The organism is Brevundimonas sp. AC546, assembly GCF_979258305.1.
Map to the genome: position 1 here is coordinate 429,636 of NZ_OZ409849.1, position 17,471 is coordinate 447,106.

The 17,471-nt window shown below is 66.5% G+C and carries 15 protein-coding genes; 8 read left to right on the top strand and 7 right to left on the bottom strand.

Going from position 1 to position 17,471, the window contains the following annotated elements; all coding sequences use genetic code 11:
• Positions 1 to 4: 4 nt before the first annotated feature.
• The 8 genes from fabD (at position 5) to ACZZZD_RS02195 (ending at position 8,295) form a co-directional block, all read left to right on the top strand.
• Positions 5 to 949: an ACP S-malonyltransferase gene (gene fabD / locus ACZZZD_RS02160; RefSeq protein WP_463432238.1), complete on the top strand. Its 945-nt coding sequence runs from the start codon at positions 5 to 7 to the stop codon at positions 947 to 949.
• Between the two features lie 145 nt (positions 950 to 1,094).
• Entirely contained in the window at positions 1,095 to 1,835 is a 741-nt protein-coding gene (fabG, locus tag ACZZZD_RS02165) for a 3-oxoacyl-[acyl-carrier-protein] reductase (RefSeq protein WP_463432240.1), read from the top strand.
• Positions 1,836 to 2,014: 179 nt separating this feature from the next.
• Entirely contained in the window at positions 2,015 to 2,254 is a 240-nt protein-coding gene (locus tag ACZZZD_RS02170) for an acyl carrier protein (protein ID WP_008264317.1), read from the top strand.
• Between the two features lie 150 nt (positions 2,255 to 2,404).
• On the top strand, positions 2,405 to 3,676 hold the full coding sequence (fabF, locus tag ACZZZD_RS02175) for a beta-ketoacyl-ACP synthase II (RefSeq protein ID WP_463432242.1): 1,272 nt from the start codon (positions 2,405 to 2,407) through the stop codon (positions 3,674 to 3,676).
• Position 3,677: 1 nt separating this feature from the next.
• Positions 3,678 to 4,835, top strand: coding sequence for an endolytic transglycosylase MltG (gene mltG, locus ACZZZD_RS02180; RefSeq protein ID WP_463432244.1), 1,158 nt, complete (start codon positions 3,678 to 3,680; stop codon positions 4,833 to 4,835).
• Entirely contained in the window at positions 4,832 to 5,716 is an 885-nt protein-coding gene (locus ACZZZD_RS02185) for a YicC/YloC family endoribonuclease (RefSeq protein WP_463432246.1), read from the top strand. The genes mltG and ACZZZD_RS02185 overlap by 4 nt, the downstream gene beginning before the upstream one ends.
• Positions 5,706 to 6,347: a guanylate kinase gene (gmk, locus tag ACZZZD_RS02190; RefSeq protein ID WP_372692232.1), complete on the top strand. Its 642-nt coding sequence runs from the start codon at positions 5,706 to 5,708 to the stop codon at positions 6,345 to 6,347. Before ACZZZD_RS02185 ends, gmk begins: the two co-directional genes overlap by 11 nt.
• 199 nt (positions 6,348 to 6,546) lie before the next feature.
• The gene (locus ACZZZD_RS02195) at positions 6,547 to 8,295 is read left to right on the top strand and encodes an ATP-binding protein (protein ID WP_463432248.1); all 1,749 of its coding nucleotides are present in this window, start codon (positions 6,547 to 6,549) and stop codon (positions 8,293 to 8,295) included.
• Here ACZZZD_RS02195 and ACZZZD_RS02200 read toward each other — a convergent pair.
• The 7 genes from ACZZZD_RS02200 to ACZZZD_RS02230 form a co-directional block, all read right to left on the bottom strand.
• Positions 8,292 to 9,416: a pyridoxal phosphate-dependent aminotransferase gene (locus ACZZZD_RS02200; RefSeq protein ID WP_463432250.1), complete on the bottom strand. Its 1,125-nt coding sequence runs from the start codon at positions 9,414 to 9,416 to the stop codon at positions 8,292 to 8,294. The genes ACZZZD_RS02195 and ACZZZD_RS02200 overlap by 4 nt on opposite strands.
• Positions 9,413 to 10,222, bottom strand: a complete 810-nt coding sequence (gene rsmA, locus ACZZZD_RS02205; protein ID WP_463432251.1) for a 16S rRNA (adenine(1518)-N(6)/adenine(1519)-N(6))-dimethyltransferase RsmA — start codon at positions 10,220 to 10,222, stop codon at positions 9,413 to 9,415. Before rsmA ends, ACZZZD_RS02200 begins: the two co-directional genes overlap by 4 nt.
• An 8-nt stretch (positions 10,223 to 10,230) precedes the next feature.
• The gene (gene pdxA, locus ACZZZD_RS02210) at positions 10,231 to 11,235 is read right to left on the bottom strand and encodes a 4-hydroxythreonine-4-phosphate dehydrogenase PdxA (RefSeq protein ID WP_463432253.1); all 1,005 of its coding nucleotides are present in this window, start codon (positions 11,233 to 11,235) and stop codon (positions 10,231 to 10,233) included.
• The gene (locus ACZZZD_RS02215) at positions 11,232 to 12,593 is read right to left on the bottom strand and encodes a peptidylprolyl isomerase (RefSeq protein WP_463432255.1); all 1,362 of its coding nucleotides are present in this window, start codon (positions 12,591 to 12,593) and stop codon (positions 11,232 to 11,234) included. Before ACZZZD_RS02215 ends, pdxA begins: the two co-directional genes overlap by 4 nt.
• A 72-nt stretch (positions 12,594 to 12,665) precedes the next feature.
• Complete coding sequence (locus ACZZZD_RS02220; protein ID WP_463432256.1) at positions 12,666 to 15,113, bottom strand: LPS-assembly protein LptD; 2,448 nt, start codon at positions 15,111 to 15,113, stop codon at positions 12,666 to 12,668.
• A 33-nt stretch (positions 15,114 to 15,146) separates the two neighbouring features.
• A complete protein-coding gene (gene lptG, locus ACZZZD_RS02225) occupies positions 15,147 to 16,286 on the bottom strand; it encodes an LPS export ABC transporter permease LptG (protein WP_463432257.1) in 1,140 nt (379 codons plus the stop codon).
• On the bottom strand, positions 16,283 to 17,419 hold the full coding sequence (locus tag ACZZZD_RS02230) for an LptF/LptG family permease (protein WP_463432258.1): 1,137 nt from the start codon (positions 17,417 to 17,419) through the stop codon (positions 16,283 to 16,285). Before ACZZZD_RS02230 ends, lptG begins: the two co-directional genes overlap by 4 nt.
• Between the last annotated feature and the right edge of the window lie 52 nt (positions 17,420 to 17,471).

Below are 17,471 nucleotides of genomic sequence, written 5' to 3' on the forward strand. Positions count from 1 at the left end.
GTCGATGACCCTCGCACTTCTGTTTCCGGGCCAGGGCAGCCAGGCCGTCGGCATGGGCGCTCAACTGGCCGACGCCTTTCAGTCCGCACGCGACGTCTTCGCCGAGGTCGACGACGCTTTGGGCCAGAAGCTGTCGGTGCTGATGCGCGAAGGCCCCGAGGATCAGCTGACCCTGACCGAGAACGCCCAGCCGGCCCTGATGGCGGTGTCGATGGCGGCGATCCGGGCGCTGAAGGTCGAGTTCGGGTTCGATGTGGCGACCGCAGCCTATGTCGCCGGTCACTCGCTGGGCGAATATTCGGCTCTGGCGGCGGCGGGCGCGATCTCGCTGTCGGATACGGCACGGCTGCTGAAGCTGCGCGGTCAGGCCATGCAGCGCGCCGTGCCGGTGGGGCAGGGGGCGATGGCTTCGCTGATCGGACCCAAGACTGATTTGGCGCTGGCGGAAGCGGCGGCGGCGGCCGGTTCGGAAGTGGGCGTCTGCGTGGTCGCCAACGACAACAACAACGGCAATATCGTGATCTCGGGCGAGAAGGCGGCTGTGGACCGCGCCATCGACAAGGCCAAGGAACTGGGCGCGCGGGCGATCCCGCTGAACGTCTCGGCGCCTTTCCATTGTCCTTTGATGCAGCCCGCCGCCGACGAGATGGCGACGGCCCTGGCTTCGGCGACCATCGTGGCGCCGGTCGTGTCGGTAGTGGCGAACGTGCTTGCTCGGCCGGAGAGCGACCCCGAGGTCATCCGCCGCCTGCTGGTCGAACAGGTCACCGGTCGTGTGCGCTGGCGCGAGAGCATGGAGTGGATGGCGACCGAAGGCGGCGTGACCCGTTTCGTCGAGATCGGCTCGGGCAAGGTGCTGACGGGCATGGCCAAGCGGATCGCGCCTGATGCGGAGAGCTTGCCGCTGAACACGCCGGAAGAGCTGGAAGCGTTCGCCAAGTCGCTTTGATACGCGCAGACCGTCATCCTCGGGCTTGACCCGAGGATCGGACCGTCCGCACTTCGGCGTCTGAGCGCCATTATTGACATCGGCGCCGCACAGCGCCTGATCCTCGGGTCAAGCCCGAGGATGACGGAAGGAATAGAGGGAACTGATGTTCAACCTTGCAGGCAAAACCGCGCTGGTGACCGGCGCGACGGGCGGGATCGGCGGAGCCGTTGCGCGGGCGCTGCATGCGCAGGGCGCGACCGTGGTGCTGTCGGGCACGCGCGAGGCGGTCTTGGCGGATCTAGCCAACGAGTTGGGCGAGCGGGCGCATTTCGCCACGGCGAATCTGTCGGACCCGGAATCGGTCGATAATCTGGTCGCTGCGGCCGAGGCGGCGGCGGGTTCGCCCCTGGACATCCTGGTGGCCAACGCCGGCATCACCAAGGACGGTCTGCTGATGCGGATGAAGGACGAGGATTTCCAGTCCGTCCTGACTGTCAACCTGGAGAGCTATTTCCGCCTGACCCGCGCGGCGGTGAAGGGGATGATGAAACGGCGTTCGGGCCGAATCATCGGGGTGACCTCGGTGGTCGGCGTGACCGGCAATCCGGGTCAGACCAACTATTCGGCGTCCAAGGCCGGCATGATCGGCTTTTCCAAGTCGCTGGCGCAGGAGGTCGGTTCGCGCGGCATCACCGTCAACTGCATCGCGCCGGGCTTCATCGCCTCGCCGATGACGGACGTGCTGAACGACCAGCAGCGTGAGACCATCCTGGGCCGTATTCCGGCCGGCCGGCTGGGTTCGGGCGACGAGATCGCCGCCGCCGCCGTCTATCTGTCGTCCGATGAAGCCGCATATGTAACGGGTCAGACCCTGCACGTGAACGGCGGCATGGCGATGATTTAAGGTCGGTTGCCGTCATCACGACGCGCAACAGACTATTTCCAGCCCGAAAGCCTGTGCTAAAGGGCTTGATGCAACGGCGGTTCGGGCTTTCGGGCTTGCGTCGCCTTCGCTGCCGTGAGACGGCGATTTCTGAGCTACCCCCGCCTCTACGGCGATTTTAAACAGGCAGAGAGACACTCATGTCCGACACCCTCGAGCGCGTTCGCAAGATCGTCATCGACCATCTGGACGCCGATCCGGACAAGGTCACCGAAAAGGCCAGCTTCATCGACGACCTGGGCGCCGACTCGCTCGACAACGTCGAGCTGGTGATGGCCTTCGAAGAAGAATTCGACATCGAGATCCCGGATGACGCCGCCGAGCACATCCAGACGGTCGGCGATGCGGTCAAGTTCATCGACGAAAAGTCGGCCGGCTGATCTCAGTCGCCGATATCGGCCGAACAGGCTGACGGTTCACAGGGCCGCCCGGCGCTCCTAGCGGAGACGCCCGGCGGCCTTTACTGTTTCTGACCCTTGCGAATCCCCATGTGATTCCGAAGGTCGGATAAAGTTGAAGGAGCACGCACCATGCGCCGCGTCGTCGTTACGGGCATCGGTCTGCTGACCCCCCTGGGTTGGGGCGTCGAGAAGAGCTGGAAGGGTATCGTCGAGGGACGCTCGGGCATCGGTCCGATCACGTCGTTCGACACCACGGGCTATGGCTGCACCATCGCCGGCGAAATCCCGAGCGTGGATGGGCGCGGCGGCGGCGGCGAGGGTGACTTCGATCCCGAAAAGATCATGTCCGTAAAGGACCGGAAGCGCGTCGACGACTTCATCCTGTACGCCATCGCGGCGGCGGACGAAGCCCTGGCGGATGCGAACTGGAAGCCCGAGACGGACGAAGATCAGGAACGCACCGGCGTCATGGTCGGCTCCGGCATCGGCGGCCTGGGCCCCATCGCCGAAACGGCCATCGTCCTGAAGGAACAGGGCGTGCGGAGGGTCAGCCCCTTCTTCATCCCCAGCGCCCTGATCAATCTGGCAGGCGGTCAGATTTCGATACGCCACGGCCTGAAGGGGCCGAACCACGCGGCCGTCACCGCCTGCGCCACCGGCGCCCACGCCATAGGCGATGCGGCGCGGATGATTGCGCTGGACGACGCCGACGTGATGGTTGCGGGCGGGGCGGAAAGCTCGGTCGTGCCGATCGGCATCGCGGGCTTCCTGGCCTGCAAGGCGCTGTGCACCGCCTATAACGACACGCCGGAGAAGGCGTCGCGTCCCTATGATCGGGGCCATGCGGGCTTCATCATGGGCGAGGGCGCCGGCATCCTGGTGCTGGAGGAATATGAACACGCCAAGGCGCGCGGGGCCAAGATCTACGCCGAGGTCGTCGGTTACGGCATGAGCGGCGACGCCTATCACATCACCGCCCCGTCCGAGGACGGCGAAGGCGGTGTGCGGGCCATGAAGATGGCGCTGAAGCGGGCAGGGATGCAGCCGTCCGACCTGGACTATGTCAACGCCCATGGCACCTCGACCATGGCCGACTGGATCGAGCTGAAGGGGATCGAGGGCTTGGCCGGCGATCACGCCAAGAACCTGACCGTCAGCTCGACCAAGTCGATGACGGGGCATTTGCTGGGCGCCGCCGGGGCCATCGAGGCGGCGTTCTGTGTGCTGGCGATCCGCGATCAAGTCGCGCCGCCGACCATCAATCTGGATGACCCGGAGATGGAGACGCCCATCGACCTGGTTCCGAACAAGGCCAAGCCGATGAAGATCGATGTGGCCATGTCCAACAGCTTCGGCTTCGGAGGCACCAACGCCTCGGTGATCTTCAAGAAGGTCGACTGAGATGTTCGGGCGGGGACGGGTCGAAAAGTCCAGCGGGCGGTCGGGGTTCACGGTCTCGCTGTTGACGGCGTCCGCCACCTTCGGCCTGTTCCTGCTCGCCGCCTTGATCGCGGTTTGGGCCATCTATTATGCGCCGGGACCATCAGCGCGGCAGGGCGACAAGACGGTCGTGACGCTGTCCAGCGGATCGGGCGTCTCGGCCATCGCGGCGCGGATGAAGGCGGCGGGTGTGATCCGTTCGACCGACCTGTTCCGCGCGGCGGCGACCCTGACCGGCGCGGATCGCAAGCTGAGAGCCGGTGAATATGAGGTGCCGTCCGGCACGTCCCTGGCGGGGGTGCTGAAGCTGCTGGTCGAGGGGCGGGTGGTGCGCCATTTCGTGACCCTGCCCGAGGGCTGGTCATCGCTGCAGGCGGTGGACATCCTGAACAAGGCGCCGGTGCTGACCGGCGCCGTCGCCGAGACGCCTGAAGAGGGTAGCCTGTGGCCGGATACCTATGAGGTTTCGCGCGGCGACACGCGCCAGTCGGTGATCGACCGGATGCAGCGCGCGGCGAACGAGAACTTGCGCCTGTTGTGGAGCCAGCGGTCGGCGGCCACGGTCGCACGCAGCCTGGAAGAGGCGGTGGTCCTGGCTTCCATCGTGGAGAAGGAGACGGCGCTGGCCGCTGAGCGTCCACGCGTGGCGGCCGTCTTCTCGAACCGGCTGCGGGCCGGAATGCGGCTGGAGAGCGATCCGACCATCGTCTATGGCGTGACCAAGGGACGACCGCTGGGTCGTGGCATCCGCCGTTCCGAACTGTTGGCGCCGACGCCGTGGAATACCTATCAGATCAACGGCCTGCCGCCGACGCCCATCGCCAATCCGGGCAAGGAGGCGATGAAGGCAGTGCTGAACCCGCCGGCCGATCCGGCGCTATTTTTCGTCGCGGACGGATCGGGGGGACACGCCTTCGCCCTGACCTATGACGAGCATCTGCAGAACGTGGCGCGCTGGCGCCAGATCGAGCGTCAGAAGGCGGGCCTGCCGCCGGAAGCGGCCGCACCCGTGGCGCCGGGGACCAGCGCGGCGCCGATGACGACGGAACCGGCTGCCGCACCCACAGGCGGCCAGGCGACAATCACGCTTCCGGCCGGCGCGACGCAGGGATCACGATGAGCAGCCTATCGGGCATGACCGGCTTTGGCCGGGCGGACGGGGCCGGAGAGGGCTGGACCTGGTCGGTCGAGGCGCGCTCGGTCAACGGGCGCAATCTGGAAATCCGGTTCCGGGGACCGAACGGCTTCGACGAGCTGGAGCGGTCGGCCAAGGCGGCGGGCCAGGCGCGGTTCGCGCGGGGCCAAGTCACCCTCGGCGTCCAGGCCAAGCGGGCCGAGGCGGGCGAAGCGGCGGTCACGATCAACGCCGCTGTCCTGGCGCGCTATCTGACCCTCGCTAATGAACTGGCCGAGGACGGCGCGACGCCGCCATCGGCCGATGGATTGCTGGCCCTGCGCGGGGTGATCGAGGCGCCGGAAGAGGTGGACGATCCCGAGGCGCGCGCGGTGCTGGAAGCCGCGATGACGCGCACCGTCGAGCAGGCGCTGGATGCCCTCAAGGCCTCGCGCCAGAACGAAGGCGCGCAGCTTACACCGGTGCTGGAGGACTTCATCACCAGGATCGAGACGCTGACGGCCCAGGCTGAAGGCGAGGCGACGGCCCAAGTCGAGGCCATCCGCGACCGGTTCACGCGTCGCATCTCCGAACTGGCGCCCGATGCGCCGGGCTTGGAAGATAGGATTTTCCTTGAGGCCGCCGCGCTCGCGACCAAGGCGGACGTGCGCGAGGAGCTGGATCGACTGACGGCCCACGTCGCCTCGGCGCGCCAGCTTGTGGCCTCGGCGCCCGCCGGGCGGAAACTCGACTTTTTGATGCAAGAATTCATGCGTGAGGCCAACACGCTGTGCTCGAAATCCGCTACGACCGCGCTCACCGGAATCGGCCTGGAGCTCAAGGCCGTCATCGAACAGTTGCGTGAGCAGGTCCAGAATGTCGAATGAACGCACGCCCCGCCGGGGCGTCCTCCTGATCGTCGCCAGCCCCTCGGGCGCCGGAAAGACGTCGCTGTGTCGCCGGTTGATGGCGGATCATGGCGGGTTGGAGCTGTCCGTCTCCATGACGACGCGCGGCATCCGGCCGGGCGAGGTGCATGGGCGCGACTATAATTTCGTCGAGCACGAGGAGTTTCAGCGGCTGATCGACCAGGACGCCTTCCTGGAATGGGCGGACGTTCATGGCAATCGCTACGGCAGCCCGCGCGCGCCGGTGGACCGGGCCTTGGCCGAGGGGCGCGATGTGCTGTTCGACATCGATTGGCAGGGCGCGCGCGATGTTGCCGAGAAATGTCCTGAGGACGCCGTGCGCGTCTTCATCCTGCCGCCTAGCCTCGAAGAGCTGCGTCGTCGCCTGGTGACGCGGTCGCAGGACGCCGAGGACGTGATCGAGCGCCGCGTCGCCAACGCCAAGGGCGAGATCGAACACTGCGACGCCTTCGACTATGTGCTGGTGAACGAGGACTTCGACCGGTCCTACGCCGAACTGGCCCACATCTATCATGCCGAGCGATCGCGCCGGTTCCGCAACCTTTGGGTCGAGGATTATCGCACGGCGTTGCTGCGCGAAGTGGTCTGACAAAAAAACAGCGCCGCAGACCCTGAGGGTCGGCGGCGCTGCGTGGGGTACTCTACGCTACGCTACTGACGTCCTTGTGCCGTGCAGAAGGTTTCAGAGCGTAAATGTGGAGCTAGGGGACATTCCCTAGTCCTACGGATCTGCGATTTACCTCCTGTTCGCCCTCTTGACCTAACGGTAGCTGGCGAACGGGGCTGTCATGCATTTTCTGGACTCAATCGAACCGATCCTGGCGAGCAGCGCCAAGGAGCGCCTCAAGCAAGTCCCGGTTCGATTGCTGCTCGCGGCGCTCGTCGCCTGGGCGATGAACGAGGCCGGCATGGGCCGGTGGATCCCCCTGTGGCTGGCCGCTGCACTCCTGGTTCAGGGGTTGGAGCTGTTGGCCATGGCGCCTTTCAGACGCGCAAAATCCTCAAACAGCCGGATGGTGGTGGCGGTCGCCCTGGCGTCCACGACCCTCATGGCGACAACCTATGCCGCGATCGCATTGGTCATATGGTCGACCAACCATCCGGCGCTGGTGACCCTGGCCGCCTTGACGATGGCGGGCGGCCTTCTGACCAATGTCGCGTCGGGAATCGCCTCGCGAGAGGTCTTCTTCATCGGGGGCGGCCCCTACCTGGCGGGCTTGGCCCTGATGCCGGTGATCAAGGTGGCGCAAGGCGACACGCGCGGCGTGGTGGTCATGACCCTGTCGGCCGCCCTGTTTGTGGGCATGGTTTTGAACATCTATTGGCGCGTGCATGGATCGCGTGAGGCCGAGGTCCAGTCGCGCGCTGAGGCCGAGCAGCGGCTGGAACAGGCGCAGGCGGCCATGGCCGACCGCGCGGCGATGGCCGCCATCGTCAGCCATGAGCTGCGAACGCCCGTCAGCGCAATCCTGGCCGGCGCCCACGTCATTCGCGGCGGCAAAATGCCGGAGAAGCGGGAGGAGACCGCCGACCTGATCATCGACGCCGGGCGACTGATGACCGGGATGCTGAACGACCTGCTGGATCATTCCAAGATGGAAGCCGGGGCGATGTCGATGGAGTGCCGCGACTTCGATCTGGGCGACCTGATGCGTGACACTGTGCGGTTCTGGGCGGCGCCGGCGGCGGAGAAGGGGCTGACGTTGGAGATGTCGGGCGTCGGGAGTGAGGCTCTGTGGCTGCGCGGGGATTCCTACCGTTTGCGCCAGATCATCAACAATCTGGTGTCCAACGCGATCAAGTTCACGCCTGCCGGCACGATCCGATTGGAGGCCGTCGCGCCGCGAGCCGACGATCTGCATTGTCTGACCCTGACTGTCACCGATCAAGGGGCGGGCATTACTCCCGAAGCCATGAGCCGGCTGTTCACGCCATTCGCGCAAGGCTCCGCCGAGGTGGCCCGCACCTATGGCGGGACGGGTCTGGGTCTGACGGTCAGCCGGGAGCTGGCGCGGTTGATGGGAGGCGACCTGACAGTCAAGAGCGTGGCGGGGCAGGGGGCAGCCTTTACTCTGTGCGTCGATCTGCCTGCGGGAGAACCGACGGAGGCCGAGGATGGGCTGGACGCTGCAGCGCCGATGCTGGCGCGCCGTATCCGAGTGCTGGCCGTTGACGATCACGAGATCAACCGTCGCACCATCGCCCTAGTGCTCCAGCCGTTGGACGTGGATCTGGCGACCGCCTCGGATGGGCATCTGGCGCTGTCACTGCTGGCGGAACGGCCGTTCGACGTCGTGCTGATGGACGTGAATATGCCCGGCATCGACGGCAACGAGACGACGCGACGGCTGCGGGCGTCAGGCGGGCTCAACGCCGCCGTGCCGGTGATCGGGTTCAGCGCGGGGACGGAGGCCGAACAGGTCAAGGCCTGCTACGCCGCCGGGATGACCGACTGGCTGGCCAAGCCGCTGGAGCCTCGCAAACTGTACGACGCCTTGCACAAGGCGACGTCGGCTGCGGCGAAGGTGGCGGCCTAGGCTCGGGCGGCGAACCAGGGGCGCATCCGGTTCAGGGCGTCCTCGATCTCGGGCGTCGAGACGGCGAAGCTGAAGCGGATGAAGCGGTGGCCATCGACAGGGTCGAAATCGACGCCGGGCGCGGTTGCGACGCCGGTGTCACGCAGCAACTGTTCGCAGAAGGCGACGCTGTCGTCGGTCAGGTGGCCGATGTCGGCCCAGATGTAGAAGGCGCCGTCCGGTGGCGCGATCTTGCGTAGGCCCAGCGCCGGTAGAGCGTCCAGCATCAGTTGGCGGTTGCGGGCGTAGTTGTGGATCTGGCCTTCCAGCTCATCGACCGCGTCCATGGCGACCAGTCCGGCGTGCTGGCTCAGGCTGGGCGGGGTCAGGAACATGTTGCCGATATAGGCGCGAGCGGCGTCGATCCGGGTTTCCGGGACCAGCAGCCAGCCCAGGCGCCAGCCGGCCATGCTCCAGTATTTGGAGAAACTGTTGATCACCACGGCGTCGGGCGCGAACTGCAGCATGGATGGGGTCGGGCCGACGTAGCTGAGGCCGTGGTAAATCTCGTCAGAAACGATGGCGATTTTGCGCGCGCGGCAGACCTCGGCGATGGCGGCCAGTTCGACGTCTGGAATGATGGTGCCGGTCGGATTGGCCGGGCTGGCGATGATGACCCCGGCGGGAGCGGGGTCCAGGGCTTGGAGCTGGGCGGCGGTCAGCTGGAAGCGGGTGCCGGGACCGCAGGCGATCTCGACCGGCTCAAGATGCAGGGCGCGCAGGGTGTTGCGATAGGCGACATAGCCGGGTCGGGCCAGGGCGATCCGGTCGCCGGGCTTGAACAGGGTGCTCAGCGCCAGCACCAGGGCGGGCGAGGCGCCGCAGGTCAGCAGGATACGGTTCGGATCGACTGCGACGCCGTAACGATCATCATACAGCCGCGCGATGCGCGCGCGTAGATCGGGGCTTTCCCAATAACCCATGGCGTCGGCGTCCAGCACCTCGTGCGCGCGGGCGATGGCTACGGCAGGGGCGCCGGTCGAGGGCTGGCCGAACTCCATATGGATGATCGAACGGCCTTCGGCCTTCAGCTGGTGCGCCAGGCGGCTGACGGAGATGGCGCGGAAGGGTTCGACGGTCATTGGAGCGCGTCCGCCAGACGCAGGAAGCCCGCCACGTCGATGGTCTCGGCGCGGGCGTCGGGTTCGATGCCGGCGGCCTCGCACAGGGCGGCGCCGCCGAGTTGTTTCAGGCTGGAGCGGAGCATCTTGCGGCGCTGGCCGAAGGCGGCGGCGGTGACGCGTTCCAGCTTCTTCAGGCGTTCGGGCGAGGGGCGTTCGTCCAGCGGGACCAGATGGACCACGGCCGAGGCCACCTTGGGCGGCGGGGTGAAGGCGGCGGCAGGCAGGTGCATGACGATACGGGCGGTGCAGACGGCCTGGGAAATGACCGCCAGACGGCCGTAGGCGTCCTCGCCGGGACCGGCGGCCACACGCTCGGCGACCTCCTTCTGGAACATCAGGGTCAGGCTGTGCGGCAACCACGGGCCGGTCAGCCATTTGATCAGCAGGGGCGTGCCGACGTTGTAGGGCAGGTTGGAGACCATATGGGTCGGGCCGGTGACCAGATCGGCTTCCTTCACCTTCAGCGCATCGGCCTCGACGATGGTCAGGCGGCCGGAGCCGTCGTCCAGTTCGGACAGCAGGGGGATGAAGCGCGGATCCTTTTCCACCAGGATCACGGGGCCGGCGTCGGACTCCAGCAGGGCGCGGGTCAGGCCGCCGGGGCCGGGGCCGACCTCGATCACGGCACGGCCGTCGAACGGACCGGCCATCCGGACGATCTTGCGCGTCACATTGAGGTCCAGCAGGAAATGCTGGCCGAAGCTCTTCTTGGCCGAAAGGCCGTGGGCGTCGAGGGTTTCGCGGAGGGAGGGAAGGTCGGTCACACGCCCTGTTAGCGCGCGGCGCGGGCCGCCGCCATCTCCGATGCCAGACGAATGGCGGCGATCAGGCTGTCGGGACGTGCGATGCCCTTGCCCGCGATGTCGAAACCGGTCCCGTGGTCGGGCGAGGTGCGGATGACGGGCAGGCCCAGGGTGACGTTCACGCCGCCCCAGAAGTCCAGCGTCTTGACCGGAATCAGGGCCTGGTCGTGATACATGCAGATGGCGGCGTCATAGGTCGCGCGCGCTTCGTTGTGGAACATCGTGTCGGCGGGCCTGGGGTCGGTGATGTCGATCCCCTCGGCGCGGAGCTGCTGGGCGACCGGGATCAGGATGTCGATCTCCTGAAGCCCCAGGGCGCCGCCTTCTCCGGCGTGCGGGTTCAGGGCGGCCATGGTCAGGCGCGGACGGGCGATGGCGAAGTCGCGCTTCAGGCTTTCGTGGACGACGCGGGCGGTGCGGGTGACGCGCTCGGCCGTCACCAGTTCCGGGACCTGATCCAGCGCCACATGGATGGTGACTAGACAGGCGCGCAGGTCTTGCGCCGTCAGCATCATCACCGGGCCGCGCGTGCCGGCGTAGGGCGCATCGGCGGTCAGTTCGGCGATGAACTCGGTATGGCCGGGAAAGCGGAATCCCGAGGCGTACATCGGCGCCTTGGCGATGGGGGCGGTGACGACGCCGGACGCCTCGCCAGACAGGACGAAGCTGACAGCTTCCTCGATCCCGTCCGCGACGGCGGAGGCGTTGGCTGGGTCGGGCTTTCCAACTTCGACCGGTACGGGCAGGGGGCGGTGGATGACCGGCAGGGACGAGGCGAACCGGCCGTGGGCGTCACCGGGCAGATCGACCTCGGTCACCGGCACGCCCTGGGCCCGCAAGAGATCAGCGTCGCCAATGACGGCGAAAGCGAGTGTTTGGGCGTTCAGGGTCTTCCAGGCGGCGGCCACGATCTCTGGCCCAACGCCTGCGGGTTCGCCGAGCGTCAGGACCAGAGGGGCGACCGCTGGGGTCATTTGAACTCGATCAGGGCGTCGCTGCGCAGATCACGCAGGTAGCGACGCTCCAGCACGGCCAGATTTTGAGAGCGCAGGCGGTTCTCGACCTGCTGACGGTTCGGCGCTTCCGGGCCGCCCACGCGACGACCGCAGACGGCGACCAGATGCAGGCCCAGCGGTGTGCGGATCGGCGTGGAAACCGTGCCGATTTCGCCAGTGCGGGCGAACTGCTGGAACTGCGGCGCCAGGTTGGCGACGTCGGATTCGCCCAGGTCGGCGCCGAGGACGCCCTCGGTCGCACGCGCCTGTGAGATGATGTTGTCGCAGGTCAGGCCGGTCCGCATCGATTCCAGCTTGGCGCTGGCGGCCGCGACATCGGCTTCTGAGGCGGTTTCAGGCAGTTCAACCATGACCTGACGCAGCGAGACCAGGCTGGTCGAGGCGCCGTCACGCTTGTCGCGGAGGTAAAGGATATAGACGCCGCCATCGACAACGATGGGGTTGGACAACTGTCCCGGCTGAAGCTGTTCGAGCACAGATTGAACGGCGGGTTGGAGCGAATCCTTCACCACCCAGCCGGCGTCGCCGGGAACGCGCGCATTGGCGGAGGGGGCCGACGAGAACTGTTGTGCGACGGCCTGGAACGGCGCGCCGCCGATGATTTGCTGCACCAGTTGGCGAGCGCCGTTCAGGGCCGCCTGGGCGCCGCCGACACGGGCGGCGTCGATGTAGATTTCACCAATCAGGAACTGCGGCTTGGACGCAGCCTCGTTCAGGCGACGAACCTCCTGATCGACTTGCAGGGTACTGGGGCGAGCGCGGCTGTTGAAACGGCCGGGAATCAGCTGGCCCCAGCCGATCTGGGTGCGCAGGTTCTCGCGGAAGGCGGCGGGCTGGATGCCGCCCTGTTGCATGAACTGCAGATAGGCGGCGGGCGCCGTACCGGCGGCCCGCGCCATTTCGGCGATTTCGCCATCGACCTCTTCGTCCGAGACCTTCAGCGTCTCGAACTTGGCCATCTCCTGGTTCTTCAGGCGATCTTCGATCAGGGCGTTGAGCGCGGCCTGCTGAATGGCGGGCAGGTTCTGCTCGGTCGGCTGGACCTGGGACGAGGCGATCAGCATCAGCATCCGCTGGCGCAGATCATAGCCCGTGATGATGGTGTCGTTGACGGTGGCGACGATGCCGTCGGCCATCTCGAACTGGGGCTCGGCGCGAGCGGCGGCGGGCGCCTCTTCACCTGCCGGATTAGGCGCGCCGGCGGCAGGACCTTGCGCAGGCGCTTGCACGGGTGCGGGCGCCGTCTGACCATGGGCAGAACCGGCGAGCAGGAACGCCGCGAGCGCAGCCCCCGTCGAATAACGCATCAAACCCATTGGTCGTCCTGATTCCTCACAGCGGTCCGCCAGCCAGGCCGGCAGGCGGTCGCGCCCCGTACAGCGTCATGCTCAACGCATATCGCCCTGTCCATAACCTGAACCTCCGAAAGTGGCGAGGTTTAGGCGCACATAGATGCCTTCCGACGGGCCGCCCGGCCGCGCGCGGGTGTTGTCGCGACGATAGCCCAGCTCGAAGCGCAGGCAATCGTCATCGAAGAGCACGCCGACTTCGGATCGGGTGATCTCGTTCTCGTCCAGATCGGCGATGCCGGCGACGGCGACGCCCCAGTTGCCATAGACGAACTGCTGGCCCGCCAACTGGATAAACTCATAGTTGCGGTTCAGCGACCCATCGACAGGGTTCGATCGATCCAGAATGTAGCTGACGGCCGCCAGGTTGCGACGGCCCCAGCGGCCATCGACAGCCGCTTCGGCGCGCCGAACTTCGCCCGAAGCATCGACGGTGGCGTGAACCCAGCTGCGTATGCGGTCCGACGGCGAGAAGTCGCCCTGAACGACCCAGTCGGAGGTCTGCGCCGCCAGACCCGTCGGATCGTACAGGCGCGTGGGATCGTCGGGGATGGAGGTGCGGAAGTCGTCCTGCTGGTCGAAGCGATAGCTGCGGCCGATGAACAGGCTGGCCTTGCGACCCTCGGCCCAGCGCACCGTGGCGCGACCGCCGGCGGTCAGGCGAACGCCGCCTTCAAGCAGGTCGTAGCCCGAGAAGCGGTCCATGCGGAACAGGGACGATTCGTCGAGTTCGAGGACCTGGGAGTCCTCGATGGGGATGCGACGATCCAGGCTGACCTTGTTGGAGACGGACAGTTGGCCGACCGGCTCAAGGATGATGTCGGCGTCGCTGACACGTTTGATCAATGGGTAGCTGACATCCACGCCGGCGCTGAGGCGCGAACGGCTGACGGTCGCGTCGCTGTCGATCCCCAGCATCGGGGGCAGGTCGGACATGGAATAGAGATCGACGCGGGTGTCGATGAAGGGCTCGACACGGATTCCGACCGGCAGGATGACGGTGCGACGCCATTCCATCTGTCCCGTGATGCGGCGGCTATCGACGCCGCTGAGGCCGGTGGTGATGGGGGGCACGATTTCAGGGTTGAGGATCGGAGCCCCGACGAAGGCGTCGCGGTAAAGCGAAACGGCCGAGCCCTTGAGGCGCAGACGTCCGCCAAGGACGAGTTCGTGCGGTTCCCAGCGGGCGTCGATCAGCGGCGCGACCAGGGGCAGGGTGTCGTCGTTCTCGAACACCTTGAAACCGTTGGCGTCGCGGAAGTCGTTCGCAGAGAAAGCCGGGTCGAGGCGCAGGCTCTGGATCGAGAAGGCCGCGACCGAGACATAGGAGCGGTCGGTCTGATGCTCGGCGTAGATCTGGCTGATAAGCCGACGGCGGTCGCCGTAGTAGAGGCCGTTGTCCTGATAGGGCGAACGGACATCGTAGCGGTCGAACAGGGTCTTGTCCGAGGTCCGCTCGGCCGTGAAGCCGAAGCGCCAGGGGCCGTCGGGGTCGAACTCGCCCTGCGACAGCAGATAACTACGGCTCTTGCGGTCGCCGAAATCGACGTTGCTTTCGAAGTCGCCGTCGCCGTCCAGATCGAAATCGCCGAACTCGCGGGCGTAGGTATAGCCGCCGCGCGCCACGATCATGCCGTTGGCGAACCGGCGGCGCCATTGCAGGTTCAGCAGCGGCGCGACCGAGGTGTTGATCTGGGGACTGATCAGCCAGTCTTCAGACGGCGATACGACGTGCAGGTAGGGAACCTCGACCGAGACGCCGCGGCCTTCGTCGTAATTGACGATGGGCACCAGGAAACCCGAGGCCCGCTCGACCGACGGGTCGGGGTGGGCGAAGAAGGGCGTGTAGAAGACCGGCACCGGGCCGATGTAGAAGACGGCGTTGCGATACAGGATGGCGCGAAGCTGCTCGTCCTGAACGACCTTTTCCGCCTGGATCGAGATGGTGGGACGGCGCGGTCCGTCAGCGTCGCAGATCGGGCAGGGGGTAAAGCGTGCGTAGTTCAGTTCGCTAACGGTCTCGGTGCGGCGGACGGCCGTGGCGGCCATCAGGCTGGCGCCGTTCGACAGCCGAGTGGAGAAATCGACGGCGACGCCGGTGGTCAGATCTTTGTCGAGCTCCAGCCGGCTAGCGTAGACGACGGTGCCGTCGGGCGCGATGGCCTCGACATCGCCCTCGCCAGTGGCCGACCCGGCGTTCAAGTCATACGACAGGTTCTCGCCGCGCAGCACATGACCGCGCGTGCGAACATAAGCGCGATCCTCGGGAGTGCCGCTGACGATGATGTTGTCGCCCTCGCGACGGGCGTTGTCGGAATCAACGTAAACCGCTTCGGGCGGTAAGCCGTCTGAGGGCGCGGTCGCAGCCGGAGTCGTCGTCTGGGCCAGGACGGGCGTGGCGAAGGGCGCGCAGGCGACCACGGCCGCGCCGGCGAGAAGCCTTGCTCTGAAAGCGTTGAAGCGCCGATCGCGGCGATCACCCTGCATAGGCCATCCGTATTCTGAGAAGCGAGCGCCCGATTAGCCGTCTTCGGTATAGAACAGCAAGGTAAAGGCTGCGAGCGCCGTCAGAACGGGTGGCAGCCAAGCGGCGACAAAGGGCGCCACGACCTCGGCAGATCCCATCGCCGACGAAAACTGATTCAGGAAGAAGAAGGCGAAGCCGAGCACCACAGCCGCCACGCTCATCCGCGCCAGGTCGCCCAGACGCATCAGCCGAAGCGAGAAGGCGGCGGCCAGAATCGACATGGCGGCGAACACCAGGGGCGTGGCCAACAGTTGCTGGAAGCGCAGTCGATAGGCCGTGGAGGTGAAGCCGGCATTCTCGATGCGGCTGATCTGGTTCGGTAAAGACCAGAAGGGCGTGGATTGCGGGCGCGCGAAGCGGTCGAAGGCTTCTTCGTCGGCCAGGCTGGAGACCAGGGTCAGGCTGGAATAGGTCACGGCGCGCTGGCCGATCTGGGCGCCGACCGCGTCGGTCAGCCGCCAGGCTCCCGCATTCAACGAGGCCGATTTGGCGTCGATCCGTTCCGAGAAGGTGCGGCCGCCGCCGGGTGCGGTGGTGTAGATGAAGAAACTGACGTTCAGCAGGCGGGCGTTGGCGCGGTCCTGCTGTCCGGCGCGGATGATCATCTGACGCTGGTCGTCGCCTTCGCGCAGCCAGATCGCCTCTTTGGGATCGCCGCCGGGCGCCGTGCCGGAAATGCGGGCGCGCTCGCGCTGCCACAGGCCGTCGCCTGCCGAGGCCATCGGGCCTAGGACGGTGACGGTCAGAATGCCCAAAACAAAGGCCATGCCGGCCGCGGGCAGGACGAAGCGCCATGCGGACACGCCGGCGGCGCGCATGGCGATCAGTTCGCTGCGTCGGTTCAGGCTGATGAAGGCCGACAGGGTGCCGAACAGGAAGACGAAAGGCATCAGTTGCACGATCACCGACGGCGACTTCAGCAGCACCAGGCCGAAGATTCGCACCGCCGACAGGTCCTGAGCCGAGCCGACCCCGCGCGAGACCTCGACGAAATCGATCAGCATGACCAGGGCCGAGATCACGGCCAGGGCCACGCCCAGTGACTTGAGCTGCTGGACCAGCACATAGCGTTCGATCCCACCGAGACGCGGGATGTGCGGCGAGCGGCGGGCGGAAGCGAAGGCGGCGGTCATGCGAACTTCGCTTTCAGACCGCGCAGGGCGGCCGAGGTGCGGCTGCGTCGGGGCTTGAGCGCACGGAACAGCACGCGCAAGGCGATGGCGATGGCGATGAGGGGCACGACATACTGGAGGATGTTCATCCAGCCATTCCACGCGCTGGCGGCGACGAGGCCGTAGCCGATGACTCGCAGCAGCAGGAACAGACCCGCCGCCTTGGCGATTCGCAGCGTATAGCCGGTCCTGCTGAAGGCGCCGCCCAGAATGGCGGACAGGGCCAGGGCCATGGCGACCAGGGCGTAGAGCGGCGAAGACAGGCGCGAATGGGCCTCGGCCAGCAATTCGCCGCGCGATCCGGCGACTTCGATCACCTTGGCCGTCGGGTTCAGCAGTTGGCGCAGATAAAGGTCCGTCGGCTTATAACGGATCGTGTCTGTGACGCCGACGAAGGGGGCGAGCGAGAAGTCGTATCGGCCGAACGACAGGGTCTCCAGCACGCCGCCCGACGAGTAGCGCTGGGCCGAGCCGTCGAGCATGGTCAGGACCGGCGTCCCGCCTGCGTCACGGCTGAACCGGGCCTCCGACGCATTCCAGGTCGTGACCTTCTCCTTGTCGTCCAGATAGACGAACAGGTTCTTCAGCAAGCCGTTCTGTTCGATCTGCTGCACATAGACGGTCAGGCCGTCAGGCCCCTGGACGAACTGGCCTTCCTCGACCAGCAGGGCGGCGAGGTCGGTGCGGATGTCGAAGGCCTGACGCCGGGCCTCCTGCTGCGCCCAGGGCAGAATGAAGACGTTGACCAGCAGGGTGACCAGGGCGACCAGCACGGCGATGCGGGCGGCGGGTGAAATCACCTGCCAGCGTGTCATGCCGCCGGCGAAGGCCGCCGTCAGCTCCTGCTCGCGCTGCAGCCGCGTCAGGGCGATCAGGGCGCCGACGAACAGGCCGATCGGCAGAATCACCGCGAGCAGTTGCGGCAGGGCCAGCAGGGTCAATCTGATCATGACCCACACGCTCTGGCCACGCTCCACGATGACCTGGAGTTGGTCGAGGCTCTGGCTCAGAATTCCGATTCCCGCCAGCGCTGTGCAGGCGGCGACCACGGGGAAAAGGATCTGGCGAAAAAGGTATCTTTGAATCAGGTTCATGGGCGGTTGGACTTCGCCCGGTTGCAGGCGGCGATATTGAGGCGCATCTAGT

Coding starts and splice junctions, on each gene's coding strand:
- pdxA (WP_463432253.1), bottom strand. CDS start 11,235: ATGACCCCAGCGGTCGCCCCTCTGGTCCTGACGCTCGGCGAACCCGCA.
- lptG (WP_463432257.1), bottom strand. CDS start 16,286: ATGACCGCCGCCTTCGCTTCCGCCCGCCGCTCGCCGCACATCCCGCGT.
- ACZZZD_RS02195 (WP_463432248.1), top strand. CDS start 6,547: ATGCATTTTCTGGACTCAATCGAACCGATCCTGGCGAGCAGCGCCAAG.
- fabG (WP_463432240.1), top strand. CDS start 1,095: ATGTTCAACCTTGCAGGCAAAACCGCGCTGGTGACCGGCGCGACGGGC.
- ACZZZD_RS02200 (WP_463432250.1), bottom strand. CDS start 9,416: ATGACCGTCGAACCCTTCCGCGCCATCTCCGTCAGCCGCCTGGCGCAC.
- ACZZZD_RS02170 (WP_008264317.1), top strand. CDS start 2,015: ATGTCCGACACCCTCGAGCGCGTTCGCAAGATCGTCATCGACCATCTG.
- gmk (WP_372692232.1), top strand. CDS start 5,706: ATGTCGAATGAACGCACGCCCCGCCGGGGCGTCCTCCTGATCGTCGCC.
- fabD (WP_463432238.1), top strand. CDS start 5: ATGACCCTCGCACTTCTGTTTCCGGGCCAGGGCAGCCAGGCCGTCGGC.
- ACZZZD_RS02220 (WP_463432256.1), bottom strand. CDS start 15,113: ATGCAGGGTGATCGCCGCGATCGGCGCTTCAACGCTTTCAGAGCAAGG.
- ACZZZD_RS02215 (WP_463432255.1), bottom strand. CDS start 12,593: ATGGGTTTGATGCGTTATTCGACGGGGGCTGCGCTCGCGGCGTTCCTG.
- ACZZZD_RS02185 (WP_463432246.1), top strand. CDS start 4,832: ATGAGCAGCCTATCGGGCATGACCGGCTTTGGCCGGGCGGACGGGGCC.
- ACZZZD_RS02230 (WP_463432258.1), bottom strand. CDS start 17,419: ATGAACCTGATTCAAAGATACCTTTTTCGCCAGATCCTTTTCCCCGTG.
- mltG (WP_463432244.1), top strand. CDS start 3,678: ATGTTCGGGCGGGGACGGGTCGAAAAGTCCAGCGGGCGGTCGGGGTTC.
- fabF (WP_463432242.1), top strand. CDS start 2,405: ATGCGCCGCGTCGTCGTTACGGGCATCGGTCTGCTGACCCCCCTGGGT.